This is a genomic window from Shewanella sp. Arc9-LZ (genome assembly GCF_010092445.1).
Classification (GTDB): domain Bacteria; phylum Pseudomonadota; class Gammaproteobacteria; order Enterobacterales; family Shewanellaceae; genus Shewanella.
The window spans coordinates 722,350-746,023 of record NZ_CP048031.1; the positions used below are offsets into that span (position 1 = coordinate 722,350).

Consider the following 23,674-nt stretch of genomic DNA (forward strand, 5'->3'; position numbering starts at 1 on the left):
GTAAGTGTGGCGAGTAAACGCGAGAATATAATATGACTGAACACGTACAAGATGAAAACAAACTGATTGCTGAACGTCGCGCTAAATTAGACTACATCCGCACCAACTGTCCTGCGAATGCTCATCCAAATACATGGCAGCGTAGTCATAAAGCGGCTGAGTTACAGGCTCAATATGGCGAGCAAACCAAAGAAGCGCTAGAAGAGTTAGCTTTTCAAACCAGTATTGCTGGCCGTGTTATGGCCAAGCGTGGTCCGTTTTTAGTAATTCAAGACGTGTCTGGCCGTATTCAAGCTTATGCTGGTAAGCCAGTACAAGGCGACTTGAAAGAGCGTTATCAAGGTTTAGACATCGGTGACATTATCGGTGTTAAAGGTCAGCTGCATTTATCTGGCAAAGGCGACTTGTACGTTAATATGGAAGAATACCAGTTACTGACCAAAGCATTGCGTCCATTACCTGAAAAATTCCATGGTTTAACAGACCAAGAAACGCGTTATCGTCAGCGTTACGTTGATTTGATCGTTAACGAAGATTCGCGCAATGCCTTTATTATGCGTTCTAAAGTGGTTTCTGCTATTCGTAACTTCATGATCAAAAAAGAGTTCATGGAAGTTGAAACCCCAATGATGCACGTTATTCCTGGTGGCGCTTCAGCACGTCCATTTGTGACTCATCATAATGCATTAGACATGGCGATGTACTTACGTATCGCGCCAGAGCTATACCTTAAGCGTTTAGTGGTTGGTGGTTTTGAGCGTGTGTTCGAAATTAACCGTAACTTCCGTAACGAAGGTTTGTCACCACGTCATAACCCAGAATTCACCATGATGGAATTCTATATGGCATATGCTGATTACAAAGACCTAATGGACTTAACCGAAGAAATGCTGGGGTCAATTGCTCAAGAATTATTAGGCAGTACTAGCATGCCTTATGGTGAAGAAACTGTTGAGTTTGGTGGCGCTTATGCACGTTTAAGCATGTTAGAAGCGATTCAGAAATATAATCCTGACAATGCGACTATTCAAGCTATGACCTACGAGCAAGTTAAAGACGTAGAGTTTATGCGCGATTTAGCATCGAGCTTAGGCATCAAGCTAGAAAAATTCTGGACTTGTGGTCAGTTACTTGAAGAAATATTCGGTGAAACGGCTGAAACTAAGTTAATGCAACCTACGTTCATTACTGGCTACCCAGCGGATATTTCACCTTTGGCACGTCGTAATGATAACAATGACTTCATTACCGATCGTTTTGAGTTCTTTATCGGTGGCCGCGAAGTGGCTAACGGCTTTAGTGAGCTCAACGATGCTGAAGATCAAGACAACCGCTTTAAAGCGCAAGTTGATGCTAAAGATGCAGGCGATGACGAAGCAATGTTCTATGACGCTGACTACATCACAGCACTAGAGCACGGTTTACCACCAACAGCAGGTCAAGGTATTGGTATCGACCGTTTAGTGATGCTATTCACTAACACGCATACCATTCGCGACGTGATTTTATTCCCAGCGATGCGCCCACAAGCGTAATGACATAGGTTGGCAGTAGCTAACACTGAGGAATAATCAAAACCAGCTTTCGGGCTGGTTTTTTTGACTAAAATTAACTGGAAATTTGTCTCGTACTGGTTAATTTGCTGCTTGCAAAAAACGCTAGTCGATGACGCCACTTTTAGGTTGGATAAACTTTGCCGATGCTGTCACGAAAGCTTTATTGTTAACAAAGAGCGCAGCTTCTAATTGGTACATCCCTAAACGTTGGCTCACCAATCGACCGACAATTTTGATGGCATCACCAACCTTTATGGGGGCAATAAAGCGGATGGTCATTTCGGCGGTTAAGGCCTTAATACCTTGCATCAGCAAACAATGAGTCATCGCCGCATCGACTAAGGCACTGGCAACGCCGCCATGCAAGAAGCTGTTGTAGCCTTGAAGCTGCGGACTCACTTTATGATAACCAACCACTTGGTTATCACCGTCAGCAAAAAATTTACACTGTAACGACAATGGATTTTGTTTAGCGTCGCCACAGACAACACATTGACTGTGGCTTTGTTTACAATCTTGATAATGGTTCACACAAGACCTTGTTTGTTCATTGTTATAGATGGCTTTAAGGTTCCCCTAAAGCCTGTTATAGACTAAAAGCGCGCATTAACCATTTGGTAGGTTTTATAACCACCAGTGAGGTTACGCACTTTAAAACCATGCTGGATTAACATGCGATAAGCGACATGACCGCGTAAACCCACCTGGCAAAATACCAGTAACTCTTTGTCTTTAGGGAGTTCGTTTAGTCGGTCTCGAAGCTCTGGCAGTGGAATATTCATTGCGCCTGCAATTGAACCCACGGCCGTGAGTTCCCCTGGGTTTCGAACATCGACAATGATTTGTTCTGCGGTCAAAGCGTGTAAATCTTGACTGTGACATATGGCTTCATCACCTAATAATACATTGGCTGCGACCATACCTGCTTGATTGACCACATCTCTTGCAGAACCAAATGGAGGCGCGTATGTGAGTTCAAGATCGGCTAAGTCATGCACCGTCATACCAGCGCGTTGCGCCACGGCTAATACGTCCATACGTTTATCAACGCCGTCAATCCCTGCTGCCTGCGCGCCTAAAATACGGCCTGAACTAGGGCAGAACAATAGCTTTAAGCTAATAGGGTGAGCCCCAGGATAATAGCTGGCGTGGCTTGCTGTGTGGACATAGATTTTTTCAAATGGGATATTTTGCTTGAGTAAACTTTTCTCATTTAATCCTGTTGAAGCAATGGCCATATCAAACAACTTACAAATAGCTGTGCCTTGAGTGGCACGATATTTTTTATCACCACCAAGCATGTTATCGGCAGCTAATCGTCCTTGGCGGTTGGCAGGGCCCGCAAGGGGGATGAGTGTCGGATTACCAGTAACAAAATCTGTAGTTTCGATGGCATCGCCCACAGCATAAATATCTGCATCGGAGGTTCGCATGCCTTCGTCAACCCGAATACCACCGAGTGGGCCTAATACTAAACCGCACTTAGACGCCAAGCTGGTCTCAGGTTTAACACCAATGGCGAGGATGACTAAATCGGTTGCTAAGGTGTTGTTATCACTCAATGCTAGTTGCAGATGGTAGTGAGGTAATATTGGCTTATCATAATCACCGGTATTATCGGCTTCAGCCAGTTGTATCGGGTATTCATCAACAGCGGTTAAGCCGGTTTTTAAGCGTAAATCAACCCCATTATCGACGAGCTTTTGATGCAGCATATTGGCCATTTCAAGATCAACAGGCCCCATCACTTGGTCTGCTAGTTCGAGTAAGGTGACGTCTAACCCAAGGTGGCGCAGCGCTTCTACCATTTCTAAGCCAATAAACCCACCGCCTACTACCGTGGCATGTTTAGGTTTATGCAGTAGAAGATTCGACAGGATTTTATCCATATCAGGAATATTACGCAGGCTATGGACGAAATGGTTATTGATGCCGCTAATGGGTGGTTTGATTGGTGATGCACCAGGGCTGAGTAATAGCTTTTCATATGACTCTTGATACATTTCATTGGTCATAAGGTTACGTACGGTTAATTGCTTGGCTTGTCTATCAATCGCGACGACTTCATTATGTACCCTTACATCGACATTAAAACGCGACTTAAAGCTTTCGGGTGTTTGCAGTAATAGTGCGTCTCGGGATTCAATTTCACCACTAATATGGTAAGGCAAACCACAGTTGGCAAATGAAACAAATTCGCCCCTTTCAAGGATGATTATTTCAGCGGTTTCAGATACGCGTCTTGCTCTTGCTGCTGCCGATGCACCACCAGCAACACCACCAATAATGACTATTTTGGTCATGCTATTCTCCAATAAAATTAACGATTAACCTAGCGACTATCAATCAGACTTTTTGTTTTCTGATTTGCTATTAAGTGCTTTTTGGCAAGCAAAGCATTGACCGTACATATTGAGGCTGTGGTGGTGAATACTCATGCCGTGATGTTCTGCCGCTAATCCTAAGCGAAGCTCAATCAAGGGGTCGATAAAATCGATTAACTTGCCACAGGTTAAACAAATTAGATGATCATGACGTGGTTTATTACTGAGCTCATAAACAGTATTTTTAGATTCAAATAATCGGCCTACGACGAGGCCTGCTTGTTCAAAATGCGCCATAATTCGGTCTACAGTATGAAGGCTAATGGTCTCTCCCTGTGCATTTAACCCTTGATAGATATTTTCTACCGTTAAATGCTGTTCATCGGTTTGAGTAAGAAACTCAAGTAACTTACACCTTTGAGTGGTTATTTTGAGACCAGATTCTTTCAATACTGCTTGCATTAGATTGACCTAAACACGTCGATACGTGTTAACTGTGTTTAATCTTCAGCTGATATTATTTGTCATCAACGCTTTGCCATTAATAAGACTATCAACCACCTTATGCCTAGCTCCTTTAACCAAGTTCGCCAACGTTTGACGAGAAATATTCATTGATTTAGCTGCTTCTTGTTGTTGCATCCCCAGTAAATCAACTAAGCGTAAAGCCTCCATTTCATCCTCTGCAAGTGGTACCTGTTCTAACTGCGTCATCGGAATACCATTGGGCTTAAAACAGATGTTGGCAGCTTGGCCGCATATGGTTCGGGGGATTTTAGGTCTTGCCATGTAACACCTCGTTTGTAGCATATGCCATATATACTGAATGTAGTTCACACATGCAAGCTCTATTCTTTATTGAGTATGAGATACAAACAGATCTTTGATCTAGCCCATAAAACTGACTATTCAACGATACTGATTTATCACCGTGCTAAATCCAGCCGGTTTTGGAATTGTTAGTGACTGTTTAGTGATGCTATTGATTCATACGGTTACTATCCGAGAGATTATTGATTACCAGTGATACGCCCAACAGTGCCAGTATCTATGAGGTGCCAATTGCCAGTCAATCACACGAACAATGCAAATCAAATAACGCTGTTATGATTTTTTATTATCTCTGGTGGAGATAAACTTATAAGCTCCAGGTCTCAAGTGCGCCATCTGAGCTTAAGGTCAATAGCTTACCATTAGGTTTGATCACCATTGAAAATACCGTAGTGCCAGTGTTATAGGCGGTGATATCCCAATGAGAAAGCTCTTTTCCTGATGAAGCATCCCAATAGATAACACTTTGTTTTGACGTTGCGGTAATTAAGTTTTTGCCGTGATTGACGAATAACGCCTGCCGAAAATAGCGATAGCGCTCAAGGTAATCTAGATGACTTACTGGCTGCGTTGTTTGGGTATCGATAATGACATTGTTATCGAGTGCATCGGCAATAAATAAGCGCCGATTAGCGTCATCAAAACTCACGCTGGTGATTTGTTGAGGACGTGAGAAACTGCTGATCAACTCACCGCTATAAGCAGCCCAAATATGGACATCACCATCAAGTCCTGTCGATAAAACCTGTTGTTCAAAGCCTGATAGCTCAACATGATTAACGGCGGCGCTGTGTTGTTTAAACAATGACATTGTCATGCTACTTCGTTGTATCACTGTGATTGAACCATCATTCATCCCCACCAAAATAGTGCTGCCTGTTTGGCTCAGAAAAAGGCTCGAAATGCTGGCATCGGGATTAAATCCGTGGGCGGGCCAACGTATATCTAATTTGCCTGTCTCAAGGTTAAAAACGGATATTTTTTGTTTGCCAGCTGTCGCAAGGAATTGTTTGTTACCAGACAACGCCAGCAGATAATTGGTTTCATCAAAGTCATCGTCAGACCATTGGCGTAATAGTTGGCTTGTTGCCACATCCCAAATCGATAATGTACGGCTTCTGCCTAATGTGACAGCCATACTGGCATCGTTAGACAGTAAGCCATCAATTAGCGTTTCTTGTACGAGTGGTTGAATATTATCGGGGGTTTTCATCACCTCAGCTTGATTGCAGCCAGAGACAGCTATCATTATCGTGATGACGCTAATAAGGTGCACACTTATCTGTAATCTAAATCCGGCATTAGCTAACAATTTAATTCCCCTATAAAAAGATGCTTTCAACATAATAGCATAGAGCGTTACCGCCGGTTTTATGGGCTTGCAACTCCATGAATCGTGAAATATTTACTGTAAATGACATGACTTTTTGCTATAGCAAAGTCAGCGTTCAAATTATGCATCTATTAAGAAAAAGTGAATTCTGGCACAATAACGGCTAACAATCTGTTATTTAAGCCAAGGAACCCACATGACGCAAATTACCTTAACCACTCCCGATGATTGGCATCTTCATTTTCGAGATGGGGATATGCTAGGTGAAACGGTTCCTGCAACGGCTCGATTGTTTCAACGCGCGATTGTGATGCCTAATTTAGTCCCACCAGTAACGACCGCTACAATGGCTTTAGCTTATCGAGATCGTATCTTGGCGGCGCGCCCAGCCGGAAGTAGTTTTCAGCCGTTAATGACGCTATTTTTAACTAATAACACCAGCGCTCAAGATATTATCGATGCCAAAGCGGCAGGGGTAGTGGCTGGAAAGTTATACCCAGCAGGTGCGACCACAAATTCAGATGCAGCAGTTAAAGCCTTGGATGAGTTGTTTCCGATATTTGAGGTTATGGCGCAACAAGGCATGTTGTTATTAGTACATGGTGAAGTAACAGAATCGCATATTGATATTTTTGATCGCGAAAAGATGTTTATCGATCGCTATTTATCGCGCATTGTCGAAGCCATTCCTAGCCTTAAAGTGGTGTTTGAACATATCACCACTAAAGAAGCGGCTGAGTTTGTCGCAGAGGCTTCAGCTAATGTTGCTGCAACCATTACCCCACAGCATTTATTGTTAAATCGTAATGATTTACTCGTCGGTGGTGTGCGTCCGCATAACTTTTGCTTACCCGTATTAAAACGCAACATTCACCAGCATGCATTGCAAGCTGCTGTGGCGACAGGCTCAAGTAAATTCTTTTTAGGTACTGATTCTGCCCCGCATGAAAAATACCGCAAAGAGTCAGCCTGTGGCTGCGCAGGTTGTTACAGTGCCTGGAGTGCATTAGAACTCTATGCACAAGTATTTGATAACTTAGGGGCATTAGATAAGTTAGAAGGTTTTGCCAGCTTACATGGCGCAGACTTTTATGGCTTACCACGCAACAGCGGCACTGTGACGCTAGTGAAGCAAGAATGGACGGTACCAGAAGAGATTATTCTGCCAAACGGTAATCCTATCGTGCCATTTTTTGCAGGACAAAAAGTGAATTGGAAAGTGAAAACGGCTTAAGTTAATCACTAAGTTATCTAGGTAATTAACGCAGCATGCTGTTTTTATCACGGGTAGCTAAGTAGAAATAGTTTAATAACTAAATAGATTTATTAATGCCTGTCAGTTTGCTGACAGGCATTTTTGATCAGCGTCTTATTAAAGATCTCTTATTGGCTGTTTCATTTGTTGCCTGCGCCTGTAAAAGTGCTTCAAATGCTGCTTGGGGTAATGGTTTACTAAATAAGTAACCTTGGCCGTAATCACATTTCAATGCATTAAGCAGATGATACTGCTCTTCTGTTTCAACGCCTTCTGCCACGACCGTTAAATTGAGCCCATGCCCCATAGCGATTGCCGCACCAACAAGTTCTAGATCGCCCGGATCGACGGTTATATCGTTAATAAAGCTTTTATCTACTTTTAAGGTATTGAATGGGTAACTGCGCAGGTAACTGAGCGACGAATATCCGGTACCAAAATCGTCCATTGAGATACTGACACCAATATCGTTAATGGATATCAAGTTACTGTCGATGACGGCGTCGCCACTGAGTAATACTCCTTCGGTGATTTCCAGTTCAATAGTGCTAGGATTAATCTGATGTTTATCTAGCTGGATATTAAGCATATCAACAAAGGTATTTTCCCTGAATTGTTTTGGGGACACGTTAATGGCAATTTTAAAATGAGGATTATAGGTTTGTTGCCATTTTTTGGCTGTAGCAAATGCAACCTCGATAACATATTGACCGATTGTGACAATGAGTCCCGTTTGTTCAGCAATAGGGATAAACTCATCAGGAGTGACTTGACCGAGCAAAGCATTATTCCAGCGTAAAAGGGCTTCCGCGCCGATAATTTTGCGGCTCTTGATATCTACAAAAGGTTGAAAGTAAACCTCGAGTTCTTTTTGCTTTAATGCACTGCGTAATTGCTCTTCAACTTTCAAGCGCCGATTCATATCGTGGTTCATTTGATGTGTATAGAAATTATAGGTATTTCTGCCGCGATCCTTTGAATGGTACATGGCTGAATCTGCTTGTCTTAGCAATTCTTTGGGGTCTTCACTATCTAGCGGGTAAAGGGCAATACCAATACTGATGGTTGACACTAGCTCACGATTTTCGAGCCTAAAAGGCTGGTAAAATTGCTCGAGTAGCTTACGGGCAATAATTTCAACTTCAGTGGGTTCATTAATATTGCTCAATATAATGATAAATTCATCACCTCCCAACCTACCCACAACATCACTTTCTCTAATGGTATTTTTTAACCGAACCGCCGCTTGGATCAACAGTTCATCACCAACAGAGTGACCCATGGTGTCATTAACCTTTTTAAAATCGTCTAAATCAATAAACAATACTGCCACATTATTTTTGGCTCGATGGGCGTCTTTAAGCATTTGCGACAATCTATCAAGTGACAGTAGTCTATTAGGCAGGCCTGTTAAGCTATCGTAATGGGCTTGATGAAGAATTTTTTCTTCTTGTTGTTTGTATTGAGTGACATCTTGTTTTAGGGCTAGATAGTGTTTAGTGACGCCAGCGTTATCAAAAATAGGTGCAATATGAGCATGTTCCCAAAAAATATCGCCATTTTTCTTTTTGTTTTGCAGCTCGCCTTGCCATGCATGTCCGGTAGAAATAGCATTCCATAATTCTTTATAAAGTGATTTTGGGGTTAATCCCGACTTTAGCATGCTGGCCGATTGGCCAATGACTTCACTCGCGGCGTAGCCAGAAATTTTTTCAAAGGCACTATTCACATATTCAATTTTGCTGTCGATATTAGTTAATATCATTGATATTGGGCTTTGTTCTATTGCTTGTGACAATGTAAGAGCTTGTTCTTCAGCCTTTTTTTGGGCGCTTAAATCGATATCGATACAGTACATTTCTGCTTCATTATCGGTATTGTTGATTAACGTATGGGATGAATAAACCGCTACATTACTACCATCTGCACGTTGCAGGAGTAATTCTTCAGCGAGAATAGGAACCCCTTCATTAATCCATGCATTGACGTTATTGATCACATGTTCTCGGTAAGGAGGGGGAATAATGAGGTCTTCTAATTGCTTCCCTAATGCTTGCTCTTTGGTATATCCATAAAGCTTTTCACTGGCCTGGTTCCAAAAAATGACCGAACGGTTTTTATCATAACCTTGGACCGAAATTGAGGGTATTTGTTCAAAAATATGTCTAAACTTAGATTCACTCAGAAGCAGTTTTTGTTCGGCATTAATGCGCTGTGAAATATCTTTAACAAAGCAGAATAACATCCCATCATCACCATCCCAAAAGCTGATGCTCACCTCAACATGAAACAAATGACCTAACTTATGTCGGTGTTGAGAGGTGTAATTAATAGACTTTGTTTGCTTAACTTTAATGACATTTTGAGTAGAATACTGGTGTTTTTCACTGGTTTCGATCTCTCCAATCGGTTTATTGCTCAGCTCGTCGAGAGTATAACCGGTCATATTAGCGAAACTCTGATTCGACTCAATTATTTTGCCGTCCACCGACACAATAACAAAGCCATCTTGCGCGGTACTGATAATATTACGATAAGTACTTTCACTGCGGCGTAACTGTTCTTCAATGAGTTTTCGGTCGGCCATATCTCGACTTACGCCCACAATCCCCTCAATTTCCCCTGACAAATTAGTAAAAGGCGTTTTATGGGTTTTAAAAATATGGGCGATTCCATCGGGGGTTGTGACCCATTCTTCATTCATCCATGGCTGGTTTTCTCGTAATACAAAGCGATCGGCTTTGATAAAGCTGTTTGCCTGCTGACGATCAAATAAGTCATAGTCTGTCTGATGCTTAATATCCTCGGGTTTAAGGTTTAACGCTTCAGAGAATGCCTTGTTACAACCTAAATAAATCCCGTCGACCGATTTGTAAAAAATGATATCGGGAATGCCATCAATAATGCTTTGTAACAGGTTTTTCTCGGTTTCGAGGAGGCTTTTGTGATGATGTAACTCTTGATATATTTGTTGCCTTTGTTGATGCTGTTTTAGCAATAACCCCACTAGCATGGTGCCACATGTATATACCGTTAATAATGTCGGACCAATTGTAAGAATAATGTCGTATTTATCTACCACCGGCATGAGTAATAAACACAGCAAAATGCCAATCTCCACCACAAACCCCATGGCCAGTAAGTTTTGCCAATTGGGTTGTTTGTTTGCAGACTTCATCCAGTATCGCCAGCCTAACCCAATGGCAGAGCTGATAATAATAATTAAGGTTCCAACATATAAACCGGCGCCGCCTTGATAAATACGGAAACAAGCAGCGAGTAACGCGGCAATCAATGTCGGGATAAAACCAAAAAATAGCCCACTTAAACTTAACAGTACCCAACGAGTATCAAAAAATATCCCCGGCCTTAACTCCCAAGGATTATTCATGACACAAATTGCAATCATTCCGATAAAAACCCCACTCAAGACATTTCCATATTTCTTGGGGGCTATCTTTTGTAATTTTATGGCATCATAAATAACGACAAGTGCCAGTAACAATACGGTGTTGCTCATCAAACTGAAAAAACTATCCATTCTTTCCCCGCATAAAAAGAGCATTGCCTTCTTTTACTGTAGTTCAAATCTGATAATAATAAAAAAATAAACTATTTTTATCATTACGTTAATAAGATTTTTACCATTATTATCTAACGCCTGTGACCATTAATATCTAACGCCTGTGACCATTGAAATCTGAGCAAAGGTTCAAATAAATGGCATGATCAAGTTTAGTCGTTAAACGGTATTTTTGTGTACTAAATCTTCATCCGTTGACGAGTTCTGTGAAACACCGCGCTTCATTTTTATCGGCTGTAAATGTAGGGCAAAAAACGCAATCTAGCTAAAACGATAGGGTGATGACTTATCTAAGGATGAATGGCTGAATATTGAACGATTATTCAGCTATTCAATAGCTTGAGTTTCTGTCGAATGACAGGGTGTTGAATGATCTGTCATTGGCGTGTGTTAATTCATTTCGGGGCTATGCATTATAAAGCCGATTATATTTTTAAATGCTAACTATCAATAATACAATAAGATAAAGCTTAACGAGTGACACTAATTTGTATTAAGTCATCTTTAATATAAAAAGTTGAAATTTATTTGTATATATCGAGGTCTTTTACATTAATACCAACATACTTAATCGTTAAGTATGAAATATGGATGAATATTATTATGACGACTTCATTTTCTGTAAAAATGTTACTCACCTCAACCACCGTAGGCTTAACGCTATTATTTGGCATGCCAGCTCAAGCATCGAGTATTACAGTACCGGACTCAATGATAGTTGAAACCGTGAATGGTCAGAACGTCAGTATAAAAAATACGATTGGACTCAGCCGCGGGCAACAATTGGTTGAAATTAACTATCGCGACTTATTTCAAGATAATGCTGATGATTCAGGCCATTGGGTACGTTCTGAATCCTTGTACCTCACATTAGAAGTTGCTGAAAATCAACGTTATGAGCTTGCTACACCTGATATTTATAGTGCAGAAGCTGCTCGTGATTTTTTAGATAACCCACAAGTCACGCTGAGTATTAATGGTCAACAACACAAAAGTGTCGCATTATTGACTCAGTCGCAGTTATTAACTCAATTAGTGTTGAGGTAAGTTTAAAAGTGGTTAGCAAGTCTTATCATCAGAAGCGGCTTGCTAAAAATTATTTTAAGACACTGCTACTTTCGTAATACGGATTCTATATCGCCGATTCTATAACTTGTTATTGTGTAAATATTAATTTAAGTAATAATATTTCTAATTGTTAGTTTATTTGTTAATTTATTTGTTTTTTTTGATAACTTCAGCTCAGTAATTTTATTGAGTTGATATTATTGCGTTGATATTGTCGATTAATGTTGTCGATTAATGTTTTTTTGGATTATTTTGTTAATGATATCTATAGGTTGATTTATAGTTTTTTTCGTGTTTTTAGATATTTATTGAAAATAGTAGATTCAGTTTCATCATTAATGTGTATTTAGTTTCCTCCATTCAAATTTTCAACACGCCAACTAGCTTTTATACTATGTTGTCGAACATATTTGCCATTTTTCTGGGGTATTGAGTTGTAGAATACAGCTGCCCAACGCTTATTGCTCATGAGTGTTTGCTTTAAATAATAGATACCGAGTCAATGACTTTTATCAATGGATTATATCGTAAATTATTGATAAATATGGGCTATTATGGCATCTAAAAATGGAGTTGATTTTTTTGTGTTCATCCTACGATGAACACAACTTACCAAAGCAGTCCTTAAACAATATCGTTGGTAAGCAAAGCATTGGTTCTTGTAAGATGAACTCGCGGCGCGATAATCAATTCATTTATTGATCATTCTCTGTATTTTAGTAAATCATTTGCGTTAATATACTGTTGCATTCTAGAGCAGTTATTTGTAATACAAATGGCTAACATAAAGTAAAATAAAGGAATATTAATGCAGTTACTTTTTAGGAAAGCTATCACTCCGTTATTGGTTACCGCCAGTTTAACCGTTGCAGGTTGCAGTGGTGGGGGAAGCGAGTCAGCCAGTAATAATGTCACACCTCCGGTGACAGACAGCAGTAGCATCACTTGGACCAAAGGCCAGTTTACTCCATACGCGGATGTCGCATTACAGTGCAAGGCCGATCAAACTGGATCTGAACTCACCGAAAAGCTTTGGCTTCGCTCATGGAGTAACGACACTTACCTTTGGTATGATGAAATTTTCGATCGCGATCCAGCTCCTTATACCGTAGCGCAATACTTTGATTTATTAATCACAGATGAGCTGTCTGAAACCGGTAATGTAAAAGATAAGTTTCATTTCTCAATGCCGACTGATGAATGGGAGCAATTAAATCAATCTGGCGCATCATTCGGTTACGGATTTAACCTGTCACTTCGCAATGCATCTGCGGGGGTAACACGTCAGGTCACCATTACTTATAGCGAACCTAATTCACCGGCAGTGGCCGCGGGAATAAATCGCGGCGCTATTATTGTTGCTGTAGATGGCGTCAATGTGGCTAATGCCGACGATAGTGCAAGTATAGATACATTAAATGCAGGGTTGTTCCCAACTCAAAGTGGCAAACAAACGACATTTACCGTGCGAGATCTCAATGCCAGTGTTGATCGCAATGTCATATTGTCGGCCACCACCGTTATCTCTACCCCGGTACAAAATACCCAAGTGATCCAAACCGCAAGCGGCAAGATTGGATACTTACAATTTAATTCTCATATAGCGACTGCTGAGCGAGGGTTGTTTGATGCTATAACGACGTTAAGCGAAGCGGATGTAGAAGATTTAGTCCTAGATTTACGCTACAACGGTGGTGGTTTACTCGCCTTAGCGAGTCAGTTGGGTTACATGATAGCAGGTGATACTGCGACCAATAATCGCATTTTTGAACGCACCAGTTTTAATGATAAATATCGAACTATCGATCCCGTAACTAGAGCAATACTCGAACCAACGCCGTTTATTCCAGAAACAATAGGCTTTAATACTGGGTTGCTGCGTGCAGGGATTACACTGCCTTCACTAAACCTCAAGCGGCTTTATGTATTAACGACAGCAGATACTTGCTCGGCCAGTGAAGCATTGATGAATAGCCTGCGTGGTATTGATATTGAAGTGATTCAAATTGGTGGCACAACGTGCGGAAAGCCTTATGGGTTTTACCCAACACCAAACTGCGGCACCACTTACTTTAGCATTCAATTTAAAGGTGTGAACGATAAAGGTTTTGGTGATTATTCAGATGGTTTTGTGCCCACTACAAGTCCAACACTCGACAGTGAAATTAAAGGTTGTGCGCTAAACGATGATTTAAACCATGCGCTTGGTGATACCAATGAGCGACTCTTAAGCGCCGCATTGTTTTACCGTGATAATAACCAGTGTCCAGCGCTGACGTCATCAGCGGCTAAAGTGTCAGCGGCTCCAACAATGATGGATAAAGGCTTTATGTTGAAAGATGACCGTCACTCAACATTGCTTAAAAATAATCGGATAATGTCGACAGGAGCCATGTAATGTCCCGTTTACCTTCTGGTTTACTTATCGCTGTAGTGATGTTTTCCACGGCTTTTATGGGATGTGGTACTTCAACGGCCGGAAACGATAGAGCGGTTCCTGCGCTAATCACGTCGCCAAATAGTGCCAGTGTGGATGAACTACAAGCGGCTATTGCCAGTTTGTTGGATACAGACCATGTGATGATTGCTCAAAGCGCGTTTACAGACACCAGCGTCTTGTCTATTGAACCTGCAATGCACAAAGACACTAATGGTCGTTTATTAATGGGGCGCTCTACCGAGATGCCAGAGAGTGTGCAATTGCTTATTCAAGGCGATACATGCTTGCTTGAGCACGCCAAAAGCGGCCAACGTAAAATATTGCAAATAACCACCTGCCGAGCCGAGTAACACTGGCTAACTTATGGCGTAGTTACCTGTTAATTCAGGCTTGGACTCAGTAGTACCAATGACGAAATATTATCATTGGTACTACTGGAATATTGCCGGTTTATTACCGGAGTTTTATTGTCAATCTGATGGATATTATTGTGATTAACGCTTCAGCGTTAATCACAATAATGAGTTAAGAGTTAAGAGTTAAGAGTTAAGGATTGAGTTAAGAACTAAATTCAGGACTAAATACAGACTACGTATTAACCTTGTGTCTGGTAAGTAAAATATTCTTAGTGAATAGAAAGGTAGCCTAGGCTGCCTTTCTATGATTACTTCTCCAGTGAGATAATTATCTATTATCCGTAGCAGAGGTTATTTATTATCTGAACGTATCACTAACTCAACGCGGCGGTTTTGTTTCTGGCCCGCTTCATCAAGATTATTGGCAATAGGCGAGTACTCACCAACCCCTTTGGCTTCAACTTGTTGTGCAGAAATAGAGAACTGTTTGATCAAACGGGTTTTAATTGCAGTCGCGCGTTTTTCTGACAAGGTTTGGTTATAAGCTTGCGAACCTCGATCGTCTGAATGCCCTACCACATAAAACAGTTGTTTAGGGTGTGTTTGTAGGTATTGAGCGACAACTTCAACAATCGGATAAGCTTCTGGCAGTAATTCGTCGCTATCATATTTAAACAACAAACCGTCCAGCGCCACATGGCCTGTTTTGGCTATCTCGTCGGTTAAGCCCTGCAAATCAATTCCCACACGATTATTGTTTAACGTGGTTTCTTCAATGATTCGGACTTCTGCTGACAATTGGCCTGGAAAACCAATGACGTATACCATAGCGTACACATTACCTTCAGCTCTATCTAACTTGTATAGTCTATAAAATTGGTTTTCGTCAAAGCCAATCGTTGCTAGTAATGCTATCTTTCTTTCTAATTTTGAATTATCACCGCAAGAGTTTCCTAAGCAGGCATAAACCTCTGTAAAACCGAGTTTAGTTAACGCATGTTGATAATTTGCGTCAATCTCAAATTCTGAGTAAGTACGTGGTAATAGGTAAGCAATATCAGTAATTTTTCCTTCCAGTTCTATGGTTTTATAGTTATCACCCACAAGTACTGAGGCTTGGTTAAAACCATGTGTAATATATTTTTGTATATAAGCACCTGGAATTCTGCTTAGCATTGGGTGGTCAGCCGAGTTTTTAGTATCTTTATCGCTATTGTCTTTAACCGTTATTTCACTCACAGCTTGTGATAAATAACTTTGATTAGTGGCCACCAAATCTAATGGCTCAGCGATGACTTCTATAATATCCAATTCTAAATTGGTAGCATTCTGCCAGCTAATCGCATATATCGACACATAAACTTGTTTTTTAGGCAGGGTAATATGTGCTGTTATTAATGATGGCAAGCTACTGGAAATATTTGTCAAAGGCGAGATAAATGAAGATAGCTTACGTTCATGACCACAACTTGCTTGTTCACATTCAAAAATGATCTCGGCATTGAGCGCGTTAAGCTGTTTTTTATAGTTATTGATTAAATGAGCCGGCGTATAAGACGGCGGCAATTCATAGTTGGTCCTAATCAGTTTACCTTTCACTTCTTTTGATTGAATATTTTTATCGTCAATTGCCGTGATCAATTGCACAGGCGTGAAGTGCCTTAATTCATTTTTTGTTTCTTTTACCTCTTTAGGCTCAGAAAATAATTCTTGTGATGTTGCCGAATAGGCATTCATCGCTGGCATCACTGCAATAGTAACGGCCAATGACATAAGTACGGGTTTTAACATTTCAACTCCCTGTTGTGTGGTATCCAATATTTTGTGAAATAACATTAAGTGATCATAAGATATTCAAACATCAATAAGGTGTAAATGAATAGCTATTAGAATTACAGAATGATTATTACTTTTGATGCTTTTTGTTCTCTCGGCACACCTAAAGGTATGTGGTTGTTGGTAGGCAATATATCTGTATGAATATTTGGGCGGCAGTGGGAAATACATTATGAATGGTCACGACGTGATCAAATACTTGTTCAGGTATTCACAATCGTGAATTAGTGATGAATAGGGTTAAGAAAGTTGAATTAGATAATAAATCTTGTTTTGTTTAATCTGTACATAAAAATAGTGCATGATTTTAACGCACAAAATGACATGGGTTTATATGCCGCGAATTTAGGTCCTCCTATCTTTAAGTGTTTCACTGTCATTTTACTGCTTTGCACGAACAGAGTGACCTGCTAGGCAGAAATGGGCTTAACGTTGTATCTCATAGCGATAAACTTACATTCCCAGCAATAAGATGAATAACAGGCCTCGAATATGACATTGTAATGGGATTGTTACAGCATAAGCTCGGTCTGTTAAGTGCGATTTTAACGCTTCTTGAAGACTTGCTTTACATGACAATTCATTCCAAGGATTTGAAATGCATTTTTATCAAATCAATCCAAATAGTGATAATTTTCATGGTGAATGCTCCTTAAGTAACGGTATGGTTCAACATCAGTTTGGTGCATTGACACCGTATTAGAGATTGTCCATTTCATTATCAGTTATTTTTCAGTCAAGCCGATATAAAGAGGTATTACTGATTTTATAAATTATTAAAACTATTCATTAATTTTCAAAATAGCCTAAATCAAATGAGTTACAGTCAAAAGGCAATAATATATGCATTAGATTAAGTAATGTGAAAAATAATATTTATCGCTGTATTTTATGTTGAAGTACGGGCAGAATCAGCTTCCTTTTGGTTAGCTAGAATTATCTTATGTTAGAAGTAAAAGTAATCAGTATTTTGTGGTTCATCGGTGTATTAGCTGAAGCGATGACGGGCGCCCTGGCCGCAGGTAAAAAACAGATGGACCTTTTTGGTGTGGTGATTATTGGTTGTGTCACCGCGATTGGTGGTGGCACTCTGCGTGACATGCTCCTGGGTAACTATCCCCTAATATGGGTTGAAAATGCACATTATTTGTTAGCTATTGCAGCGGCCTCACTACTAACAGTGATGATTGCACCGTTAATGCGATACTTATCACGATTATTTCTGGCTATTGACGCTCTTGGTCTGGCGGTATTTTCTGTTGTTGGAGCGCAAAAAACCTTAATGCTGGGTTATAGCATTGAGATAGCTATTGCCATGGGGGTCGTGACTGGTGTTTTTGGCGGCGTTATTCGTGATGTTTTATGCAATCAAGTGCCACTTATTTTTAAGAAAGAGCTATATGCGTTAGTTGCTTTGCTAACGTCAGCTTTATATGTGGTGATGAAGCTAAATGGTGTTGTTGAATGGATAAACCTTTCTGTTGCGCTGACCTTTGGTTTTAGCTTTAGAATGCTCGCAATTCGCTACCATTGGTCAATGCCCAAGTTTGACTACCAATGTCAGTCAGACAATATCCATTAACAGCCACTAAATTCGCGATTCATATAAAATTAACATCGCCACTCATCGCAGTTGGATATCAAACTTATAAAGTAATTAATCGTTTAAAATAATGTGTTTTAGGTTTTTTATAGTCACAAAAGGCTATCGTAATTCAAGTGATAAGGCAGTAAGTTATTTCATTATTAAATTGGGTGGCATTATTGTTTTGGCTAAGAAAATTGAGTTAGATGATAAATCGTTATTTTTTAATCTGCATATTAAAGGGATGCGTAACTTTAACGCACAGAGTGACGTGGGTTTATATGTGGCTAATATAGGTTACCCTCTGTCTTTAGGTGTTTCGTTGTTACTGCTTATTTTGATGGTCGGTTTGGCTGTGCTACCTCTTAGTGTTCCTAATACTGAGCTTGCTCGTGCATTAGTATTAATCAACGTGGGATTATTACCTGTCTATTTAATAGGGCGGTATTGGCTGGTTAGGCGACGTTACGGTATTAGCGGGACATTACGTTGCTATGTGAGCCAGCAGCGTATTGCCATTCCTGCGAATGCAATAATTAATAAGCCTGTGGGGCAGTTGGAGTTACAACGTGATGACATTGAGCGCGTCACGGTAAAATATAAATCACAAATGCATCGTTTACATGTGCGTAATCATATTACCGCGTGTGATATTAAGCTAAAAAGCGGTGAAGTCATTACCCTTAATGCGATGTATTTCCCGCTTAAACACATTGTTTACATGCTGTGTTTTTTCGACTACCCATTAACAACGCTGCACGGCAATTGGTCATGGGCTTTTTTGCCTAATATTATAGCCGTAATATTCCCTGTTTTAGTCAATGTCGTTGTCACAGGCATGCTAGTGAAACACTATTTTTTGTAGTGTATATTCAATTGATTATATACATTATTGATTGTGAGTTTTTAAGCGTTAGTAAAGCAATAACGTAAAATTAAAAGGATGTTTTTATGTACAAATTGATCGCTATTATTTTATTACTATTTATATCGACGCCTTCAATGGGGTCTTCTGATGAAGAAAATCTAACTCAGAGGTTGGCAGCTGCTAAAAAAATTGATCGATCAGAGCCGAATGCACTGTGTAAAGCGTCAGTCGATGTCGTTAGACATCAAGATGTGAACTTATTCAGAAAGGTGTTTGCTGCAATACCAGCAACGGATGAGCAAGTAAAAGTATATTTATCTGAGCTACATGATAAATATTTTAAAACATCATATTTAGGTATCGATAATTATCAAATAGATGAAAATGAGGCGTTAGTGTTTGAAGATGCTAAAAATTCTAGCAGCAGTTTAGTTAGTGACAACGCTAAGCAGCGTGGGCATGACTTAGAGTTGTGGGTTCCATACCGTTTCGACACGATATCACCAAAGACTAATGAAGCGATTCAAGGCTATGGGACTTGCAAGCTGGCCTATTTAGAAAACCAGTGGAAGGTTGTTACGTTATTGTAGGCCATTATATGGTACCTGCTTATCCTTTTTGTTCATTATCGGCATGTTAATGACGTAATAGAATTATATGGCTAAAAATAGTCGATAACGAAGCTCTTTATATAGTTGGTAGACACTAACAATAATCTTAAAAAGTGTAAATTCGATTAAGGAACAGGATGTTTAACAAGTTAACAGGGACGTTATTGATTACAGCGTCATCATTTACAATCGTGTCAGCCGTTGAAAAAATAAAGTGGATTTTTATATGCTTTAATCTGATTTATGTGGTGTTGGCGGTAAGTGTTTTTTCTTTTTCGGCTGAAACTGTCGGGCGTTTAATGCTCAGTATATTGTCGATGTTGGTAGCGTTTAGTTATCAATGTCGATGGTGTTTTGATGCCTCACGCAATGTGTTAATACAGTTCCATGGTTTCAAGTTAGGGAGGAAATCCATTTATTCCCTTCAACAACAAGATGTTGATTACTCAATAATAAAAAATATTGAGTTAAAAGAAGTGCATAATACTTATAAAGTGATTTTGCATGTTAAAGAGAGTCAACAAGCTCCATTTCCTTAACCGATATCGATATTGTTAAAAGTGAAGCAACATAAGTTGCCCACATTGGTGCAACAATGTCGAAAAGAGTTAATGTCGCAGGGGATTAATGTTGTCGGTCAATTTGATAGCGTTAGCCGTAAAGATTGGCCAACCTTTAGTTCAGTTCCGCTCGACCAAGATACCGTAAAAGCCTTTATTGGGATTAAGCTATTTAACGACCCGATAAAATTACAATACCCCGTCACACTGTTTATGCTGCCTTTACCTCGGCAATACTTTCATCAAGTCTGGGCTTCAAGTTATATTAGTTTTATGGCCGCCCTGTTTATCCTTTATTCCAGCCATAATATCGTAGCGGGCATAGTGGTTGCATTATTTGGGGTAGCTGTGTCTGCTGTAAGGCGAAAGCTCATTTGCGATAAGCATTATACACAGGGTATATCGACTCCTAATGAGATTGTTATCAGCGAAAATTCACTTGTTATTCCAAGAGTGTATTTTGAGGACAAGCAAGTTAGACAGATAGAAAAGTCAGCAATTAAATCAATCAATATTGTGTGGAATTGGTATAAAGCTGGCGATGGTGACGGTACCTGGAGGCAATACAGGCGACCTTTTGTATTTAGAGTAAACATTGATGTGAGTAACGGTGAAAGCATTACGTTAGCCGGGCAAACATTTGATAGTAATAAATTTGTTATTGCACTGTCTCAACTCGTCTACAGTGCAACCTTGACGCAAATCCCAAAAATAGCAGCGGTATGGCGTTTTTACATACTCATACCGATGGCTATAGCGCTACTAGGTATGACAGGCTTTGGCTTGTTCTCGCTGTATATTCGTTATTTGGTTTAAGAATAAACATGGCCACCCCAAATTGTCGACTATGGCAAAATTAACATGAACATATATGGCTTGATTGTTTTCAAGTATTCAACTAACAGGATGTTATCGATGAACATGATGAAAAAAGCCAGCTTACTGGTGGCCATTACTACTGCCATTACCACAATGAGTTTTGCTGCATTGGCGAGTAACCAAGCTGCTATTGATGCATTTGAAGCTAAAACCAAACCCATAGCGCAAGATGCAAAAGTGCTATCCGATAAGCAGCTAGTCTTGATGCAAGAGTTTAATCAGCTTATGGATTCTGGCAATGCGTCGGCTGTATTCCAAAGTGGCAAGGTGCAAGAATTACAAGCACTCGGTGAGCAGACGTTGGTGCAAGCTAGGTTGTTTGTAAAAGAGTATCAGCAGTTTTTATCGCAATTACCTGAAACATCTACCTGTTATACGCCAGAAAACGTCACAGAATATAACAGCTTGATTGATGAGGTCTCTGCTAATAACCAGTCGTTATCTGAATTGAGCGCTACAGTATCACCCGGCGATGATACAGGTGCCACCATGGCATTATTAAATGTACAAATGCATGCAGGACGGGTTAGCTCTTTTGTGCAAATGTTTCAGCTGGTGAAGATGTGTTATATAACCGAAGCCATGGGTTACACCAAGCAAGATGTTGAGCGTATGGAAGCGGAAGAAGATCAGTAAAGTTTACAAAAGCGAGCAAAATATTAATGTTGTATCAAAAATAAACCCCATTCGCTTTTGCTCATGGGGTTTATTTTTATATGTGAAAACGCCTTAAATTAAGCGACACAAATTACTATATGACTAGGGTTAAAATACCAGTGGATTTACCTGATCATATAAGTGTTGGTATAACGTTTGAGTAAACCCTGTGTTGTTATCAAAGGTGACTGACACATTGTTAGAAGCAGACGTTTGCATTTTTTCATTGAGTTCAACTCTGATCAACCGCTGCTCATCAAATAAGAAGTAGTCTGGATACACATATTCCTGTGCGGTGCCTTCGACGATTTCAGCCACTTTAATTAATAACTGATCACTTGGACTATTGCTTTTAGTCATTTGATAACGTTGTTCAATATTGCCATCGCTATCAAGCAAGGCAATGGTTTGGTTTTCTTCATCGATAATGATGTCGAGCGGGAAATAAAAATCAAATAAGACTTCGGCTACCATTGTTGTAGAAAGTGTTTCTTCAGTGACAAAGCTTGATAGCGCATATGTTTCATAATCTTCAACTACACGGCACATCACATCATCGGCTTGAGTGACCGTTAAACTATACAGCGTATCTGGCCAGGTTAATGCGTCTAATTTTAACATTTCTGGAGATGTATTTAACACTGATTGCCAAAAGTCGCTGGTGTTGGCGTTAGTGATCTTATTGATATCGATAGTAATAGGAACATTCGTGCCTGTATAAACCGTATTGTAGGTATTTCCTGTAATGCTAGGTTCAGTCACTGGGCCATTGTCTTCTGTATACCAGCGCTTGTCTGTTGTGTGCCAACATTCTGTAAGCTCGTCATCGTCTTCATCTAATGGTGCTTCAAATGCTAGGCCTTGGCCGGTTAGAGCGGAGACCCAGACCAACACTTTTGTGTTGTCGGCATTTTGCATAGAAAACCCACTTAGATCAGAAGATAAAGTCAGTGATAAGGTGTTAGCAAAACCGCTTTCATTAATGATATTACCTAGCACAACATCCCAATCATTTTGTGACAAAATACGAGAATCGATAGGTAATTCTGTAAATCCTAATGCGATGGCTGAGTCGCTAAAGAGTATATTAATGGCTAAGGTAAAGGCGTCATCTGACAAGAACTCTTCGATAGAAAGGCCGCTATCACTTAATATTTGCCAAAGCTCTGCATAAGTCGCAGCAAGTATTTTTTCTGCTGCGATTATGTTTGGAATTTGAGTCGCGATGACTTGTTGTAAATAGGCAATGACATATTCTATGCGGGTAAAACTCGCGGTGGCTGACATTTCAGCAGAAACTGAGTACAGGGTATTTGCATCTAATTGATACAAAATAGCTAATAGCGTGTCTAACTCGGTTGATAGTTGACTAATGTCACTGTCAGACAGGTTTTGATTCATCATTTCTATAATGCGAGACTGTTTAATATGAGTCAGGTTGTTAATCGCGCCATTGTATTGTGGGCTTGCGATTAATGTCCCTTGTCCTGCATCATTAACGATAGCTTTTGGTGCTGCTCGGTTAGTCGGGTTTTTAACCTTAAGTGCTAAAGAGCGGGCCTGGATTGCTTGTGTTGCTGTTGCTGCTTGCCAGTTAGCCACTAAGTAATAGTCTGGCGTTTCAACTTCGCTCTTCCAGTCTATTTGATAGTTACCATCAACATCGGTAATTGCGAATGGCTCATCGCTATCACAGCTTAAGTTTTTATTTAAATCTGCACATACTGTAGCGCCAGATAATGCGCCCTGGTATACCGCAAGGCCGTTTACCTGGTGAGTGTATTCTGATGCTACTGGCGGCGTAGTAATCGGGGGAGGTGTACCTGAATCTGGTTGCGTGATTTCGGTATTAGAGTCGTCGTCAGATGAACCGCAACCGACTAAGAGTGTGCCAGAGATTAATATGGCTAATATGCTTTTATGGTGCATTAA

The 23,674-nt window shown here is 40.2% G+C and carries 19 protein-coding genes and 1 pseudogene; 11 read left to right on the forward strand and 9 right to left on the reverse strand.

Translation table 11 applies throughout. The features are described from left to right. Window positions 1-32 precede the first annotated feature (32 nt). Window positions 33-1,535 (forward strand): lysine--tRNA ligase, encoded by a 1,503-nt coding sequence (gene lysS / locus GUY17_RS03190; protein WP_162022283.1) that lies wholly within the window; start codon window positions 33-35, stop codon window positions 1,533-1,535. Between the two features lie 123 nt (window positions 1,536-1,658). On the opposite strand, the gene GUY17_RS03195 is transcribed toward lysS, so the two are convergent. From GUY17_RS03195 to GUY17_RS03215, 5 genes are all read right to left on the reverse strand, one after another. Further along, window positions 1,659-2,087 (reverse strand): PaaI family thioesterase, encoded by a 429-nt coding sequence (locus GUY17_RS03195; RefSeq protein ID WP_162022284.1) that lies wholly within the window; start codon window positions 2,085-2,087, stop codon window positions 1,659-1,661. Between the two features lie 62 nt (window positions 2,088-2,149). After that, window positions 2,150-3,859: an FAD-dependent oxidoreductase gene (locus GUY17_RS03200; RefSeq protein ID WP_162022285.1), complete on the reverse strand. Its 1,710-nt coding sequence runs from the start codon at window positions 3,857-3,859 to the stop codon at window positions 2,150-2,152. A 39-nt stretch (window positions 3,860-3,898) separates the two neighbouring features. Beyond that, window positions 3,899-4,342 (reverse strand): transcriptional repressor, encoded by a 444-nt coding sequence (locus GUY17_RS03205; RefSeq protein WP_162022286.1) that lies wholly within the window; start codon window positions 4,340-4,342, stop codon window positions 3,899-3,901. Window positions 4,343-4,387: 45 nt separating this feature from the next. Further along, the gene (locus GUY17_RS03210) at window positions 4,388-4,669 is read right to left on the reverse strand and encodes a DUF134 domain-containing protein (protein WP_059747677.1); all 282 of its coding nucleotides are present in this window, start codon (window positions 4,667-4,669) and stop codon (window positions 4,388-4,390) included. A gap of 349 nt (window positions 4,670-5,018) precedes the next feature. Beyond that, the gene (locus tag GUY17_RS03215; RefSeq protein ID WP_254439858.1) at window positions 5,019-5,924 is read right to left on the reverse strand and encodes a WD40 repeat domain-containing protein; all 906 of its coding nucleotides are present in this window, start codon (window positions 5,922-5,924) and stop codon (window positions 5,019-5,021) included. 316 nt (window positions 5,925-6,240) lie between these two features. Between GUY17_RS03215 and pyrC the strand changes: the two genes are divergently transcribed. Then, complete coding sequence (pyrC, locus tag GUY17_RS03220; protein ID WP_162022287.1) at window positions 6,241-7,278, forward strand: dihydroorotase; 1,038 nt, start codon at window positions 6,241-6,243, stop codon at window positions 7,276-7,278. A gap of 127 nt (window positions 7,279-7,405) precedes the next feature. Here the strand turns inward: pyrC and GUY17_RS03225 are convergent, their stop codons facing one another. Then, a complete protein-coding gene (locus GUY17_RS03225) occupies window positions 7,406-10,840 on the reverse strand; it encodes an EAL domain-containing protein (protein ID WP_162022288.1) in 3,435 nt (1,144 codons plus the stop codon). A gap of 645 nt (window positions 10,841-11,485) precedes the next feature. Between GUY17_RS03225 and GUY17_RS03230 the strand changes: the two genes are divergently transcribed. From GUY17_RS03230 to GUY17_RS03240, 3 genes are all read left to right on the forward strand, one after another. Next, on the forward strand, window positions 11,486-11,929 hold the full coding sequence (locus GUY17_RS03230) for a DUF2057 family protein (protein ID WP_157822782.1): 444 nt from the start codon (window positions 11,486-11,488) through the stop codon (window positions 11,927-11,929). An 829-nt stretch (window positions 11,930-12,758) separates the two neighbouring features. Then, a complete protein-coding gene (locus GUY17_RS03235) occupies window positions 12,759-14,348 on the forward strand; it encodes a S41 family peptidase (protein WP_162022289.1) in 1,590 nt (529 codons plus the stop codon). After that, complete coding sequence (locus GUY17_RS03240) at window positions 14,348-14,740, forward strand: hypothetical protein (RefSeq protein WP_162022290.1); 393 nt, start codon at window positions 14,348-14,350, stop codon at window positions 14,738-14,740. Before GUY17_RS03235 ends, GUY17_RS03240 begins: the two co-directional genes overlap by 1 nt. A gap of 357 nt (window positions 14,741-15,097) precedes the next feature. Here the strand turns inward: GUY17_RS03240 and GUY17_RS03245 are convergent, their stop codons facing one another. Together GUY17_RS03245 and GUY17_RS21165 are read right to left on the reverse strand one after the other, a co-directional pair. Then, window positions 15,098-16,537: an OmpA family protein gene (locus GUY17_RS03245; protein ID WP_162022291.1), complete on the reverse strand. Its 1,440-nt coding sequence runs from the start codon at window positions 16,535-16,537 to the stop codon at window positions 15,098-15,100. Between the two features lie 458 nt (window positions 16,538-16,995). Further along, a pseudogene (locus GUY17_RS21165) lies at window positions 16,996-17,222 on the reverse strand (IS110 family transposase); the annotation flags it as partial. Window positions 17,223-17,525: 303 nt separating this feature from the next. On the opposite strand from GUY17_RS21165, the gene GUY17_RS03250 reads away from it, so the two are divergent. The 6 genes from GUY17_RS03250 (at window position 17,526) to GUY17_RS03275 (ending at window position 21,721) form a co-directional block, all read left to right on the forward strand. Continuing rightward, on the forward strand, window positions 17,526-18,164 hold the full coding sequence (locus GUY17_RS03250; RefSeq protein WP_162022292.1) for a trimeric intracellular cation channel family protein: 639 nt from the start codon (window positions 17,526-17,528) through the stop codon (window positions 18,162-18,164). Window positions 18,165-18,351: 187 nt separating this feature from the next. Further along, window positions 18,352-19,032 (forward strand): hypothetical protein, encoded by a 681-nt coding sequence (locus GUY17_RS03255; protein WP_162022293.1) that lies wholly within the window; start codon window positions 18,352-18,354, stop codon window positions 19,030-19,032. 86 nt (window positions 19,033-19,118) lie between these two features. Next, window positions 19,119-19,625, forward strand: coding sequence for a hypothetical protein (locus GUY17_RS03260; protein WP_162022294.1), 507 nt, complete (start codon window positions 19,119-19,121; stop codon window positions 19,623-19,625). Between the two features lie 158 nt (window positions 19,626-19,783). Then, complete coding sequence (locus GUY17_RS03265; protein ID WP_162022295.1) at window positions 19,784-20,185, forward strand: hypothetical protein; 402 nt, start codon at window positions 19,784-19,786, stop codon at window positions 20,183-20,185. A 21-nt stretch (window positions 20,186-20,206) separates the two neighbouring features. After that, on the forward strand, window positions 20,207-21,022 hold the full coding sequence (locus GUY17_RS03270; protein ID WP_162022296.1) for a hypothetical protein: 816 nt from the start codon (window positions 20,207-20,209) through the stop codon (window positions 21,020-21,022). Between the two features lie 99 nt (window positions 21,023-21,121). Further along, window positions 21,122-21,721, forward strand: a complete 600-nt coding sequence (locus GUY17_RS03275) for a hypothetical protein (protein WP_101086140.1) — start codon at window positions 21,122-21,124, stop codon at window positions 21,719-21,721. A 129-nt stretch (window positions 21,722-21,850) separates the two neighbouring features. On the opposite strand, the gene GUY17_RS03280 is transcribed toward GUY17_RS03275, so the two are convergent. Beyond that, entirely contained in the window at window positions 21,851-23,671 is a 1,821-nt protein-coding gene (locus GUY17_RS03280; protein ID WP_162022297.1) for a hypothetical protein, read from the reverse strand. Between the last annotated feature and the right edge of the window lie 3 nt (window positions 23,672-23,674).

Coding starts and splice junctions, on each gene's coding strand:
- lysS (WP_162022283.1), top strand. CDS start 33: ATGACTGAACACGTACAAGATGAAAACAAACTGATTGCTGAACGTCGC.
- GUY17_RS03200 (WP_162022285.1), bottom strand. CDS start 3,859: ATGACCAAAATAGTCATTATTGGTGGTGTTGCTGGTGGTGCATCGGCA.
- GUY17_RS03205 (WP_162022286.1), bottom strand. CDS start 4,342: ATGCAAGCAGTATTGAAAGAATCTGGTCTCAAAATAACCACTCAAAGG.
- GUY17_RS03210 (WP_059747677.1), bottom strand. CDS start 4,669: ATGGCAAGACCTAAAATCCCCCGAACCATATGCGGCCAAGCTGCCAAC.
- GUY17_RS03215 (WP_254439858.1), bottom strand. CDS start 5,924: ATGAAAACCCCCGATAATATTCAACCACTCGTACAAGAAACGCTAATT.
- pyrC (WP_162022287.1), top strand. CDS start 6,241: ATGACGCAAATTACCTTAACCACTCCCGATGATTGGCATCTTCATTTT.
- GUY17_RS03225 (WP_162022288.1), bottom strand. CDS start 10,840: ATGGATAGTTTTTTCAGTTTGATGAGCAACACCGTATTGTTACTGGCA.
- GUY17_RS03230 (WP_157822782.1), top strand. CDS start 11,486: ATGACGACTTCATTTTCTGTAAAAATGTTACTCACCTCAACCACCGTA.
- GUY17_RS03235 (WP_162022289.1), top strand. CDS start 12,759: ATGCAGTTACTTTTTAGGAAAGCTATCACTCCGTTATTGGTTACCGCC.
- GUY17_RS03240 (WP_162022290.1), top strand. CDS start 14,348: ATGTCCCGTTTACCTTCTGGTTTACTTATCGCTGTAGTGATGTTTTCC.
- GUY17_RS03245 (WP_162022291.1), bottom strand. CDS start 16,537: ATGTTAAAACCCGTACTTATGTCATTGGCCGTTACTATTGCAGTGATG.
- GUY17_RS03250 (WP_162022292.1), top strand. CDS start 17,526: ATGTTAGAAGTAAAAGTAATCAGTATTTTGTGGTTCATCGGTGTATTA.
- GUY17_RS03260 (WP_162022294.1), top strand. CDS start 19,119: ATGTACAAATTGATCGCTATTATTTTATTACTATTTATATCGACGCCT.
- GUY17_RS03265 (WP_162022295.1), top strand. CDS start 19,784: ATGTTTAACAAGTTAACAGGGACGTTATTGATTACAGCGTCATCATTT.
- GUY17_RS03275 (WP_101086140.1), top strand. CDS start 21,122: ATGAACATGATGAAAAAAGCCAGCTTACTGGTGGCCATTACTACTGCC.
- GUY17_RS03280 (WP_162022297.1), bottom strand. CDS start 23,671: ATGCACCATAAAAGCATATTAGCCATATTAATCTCTGGCACACTCTTA.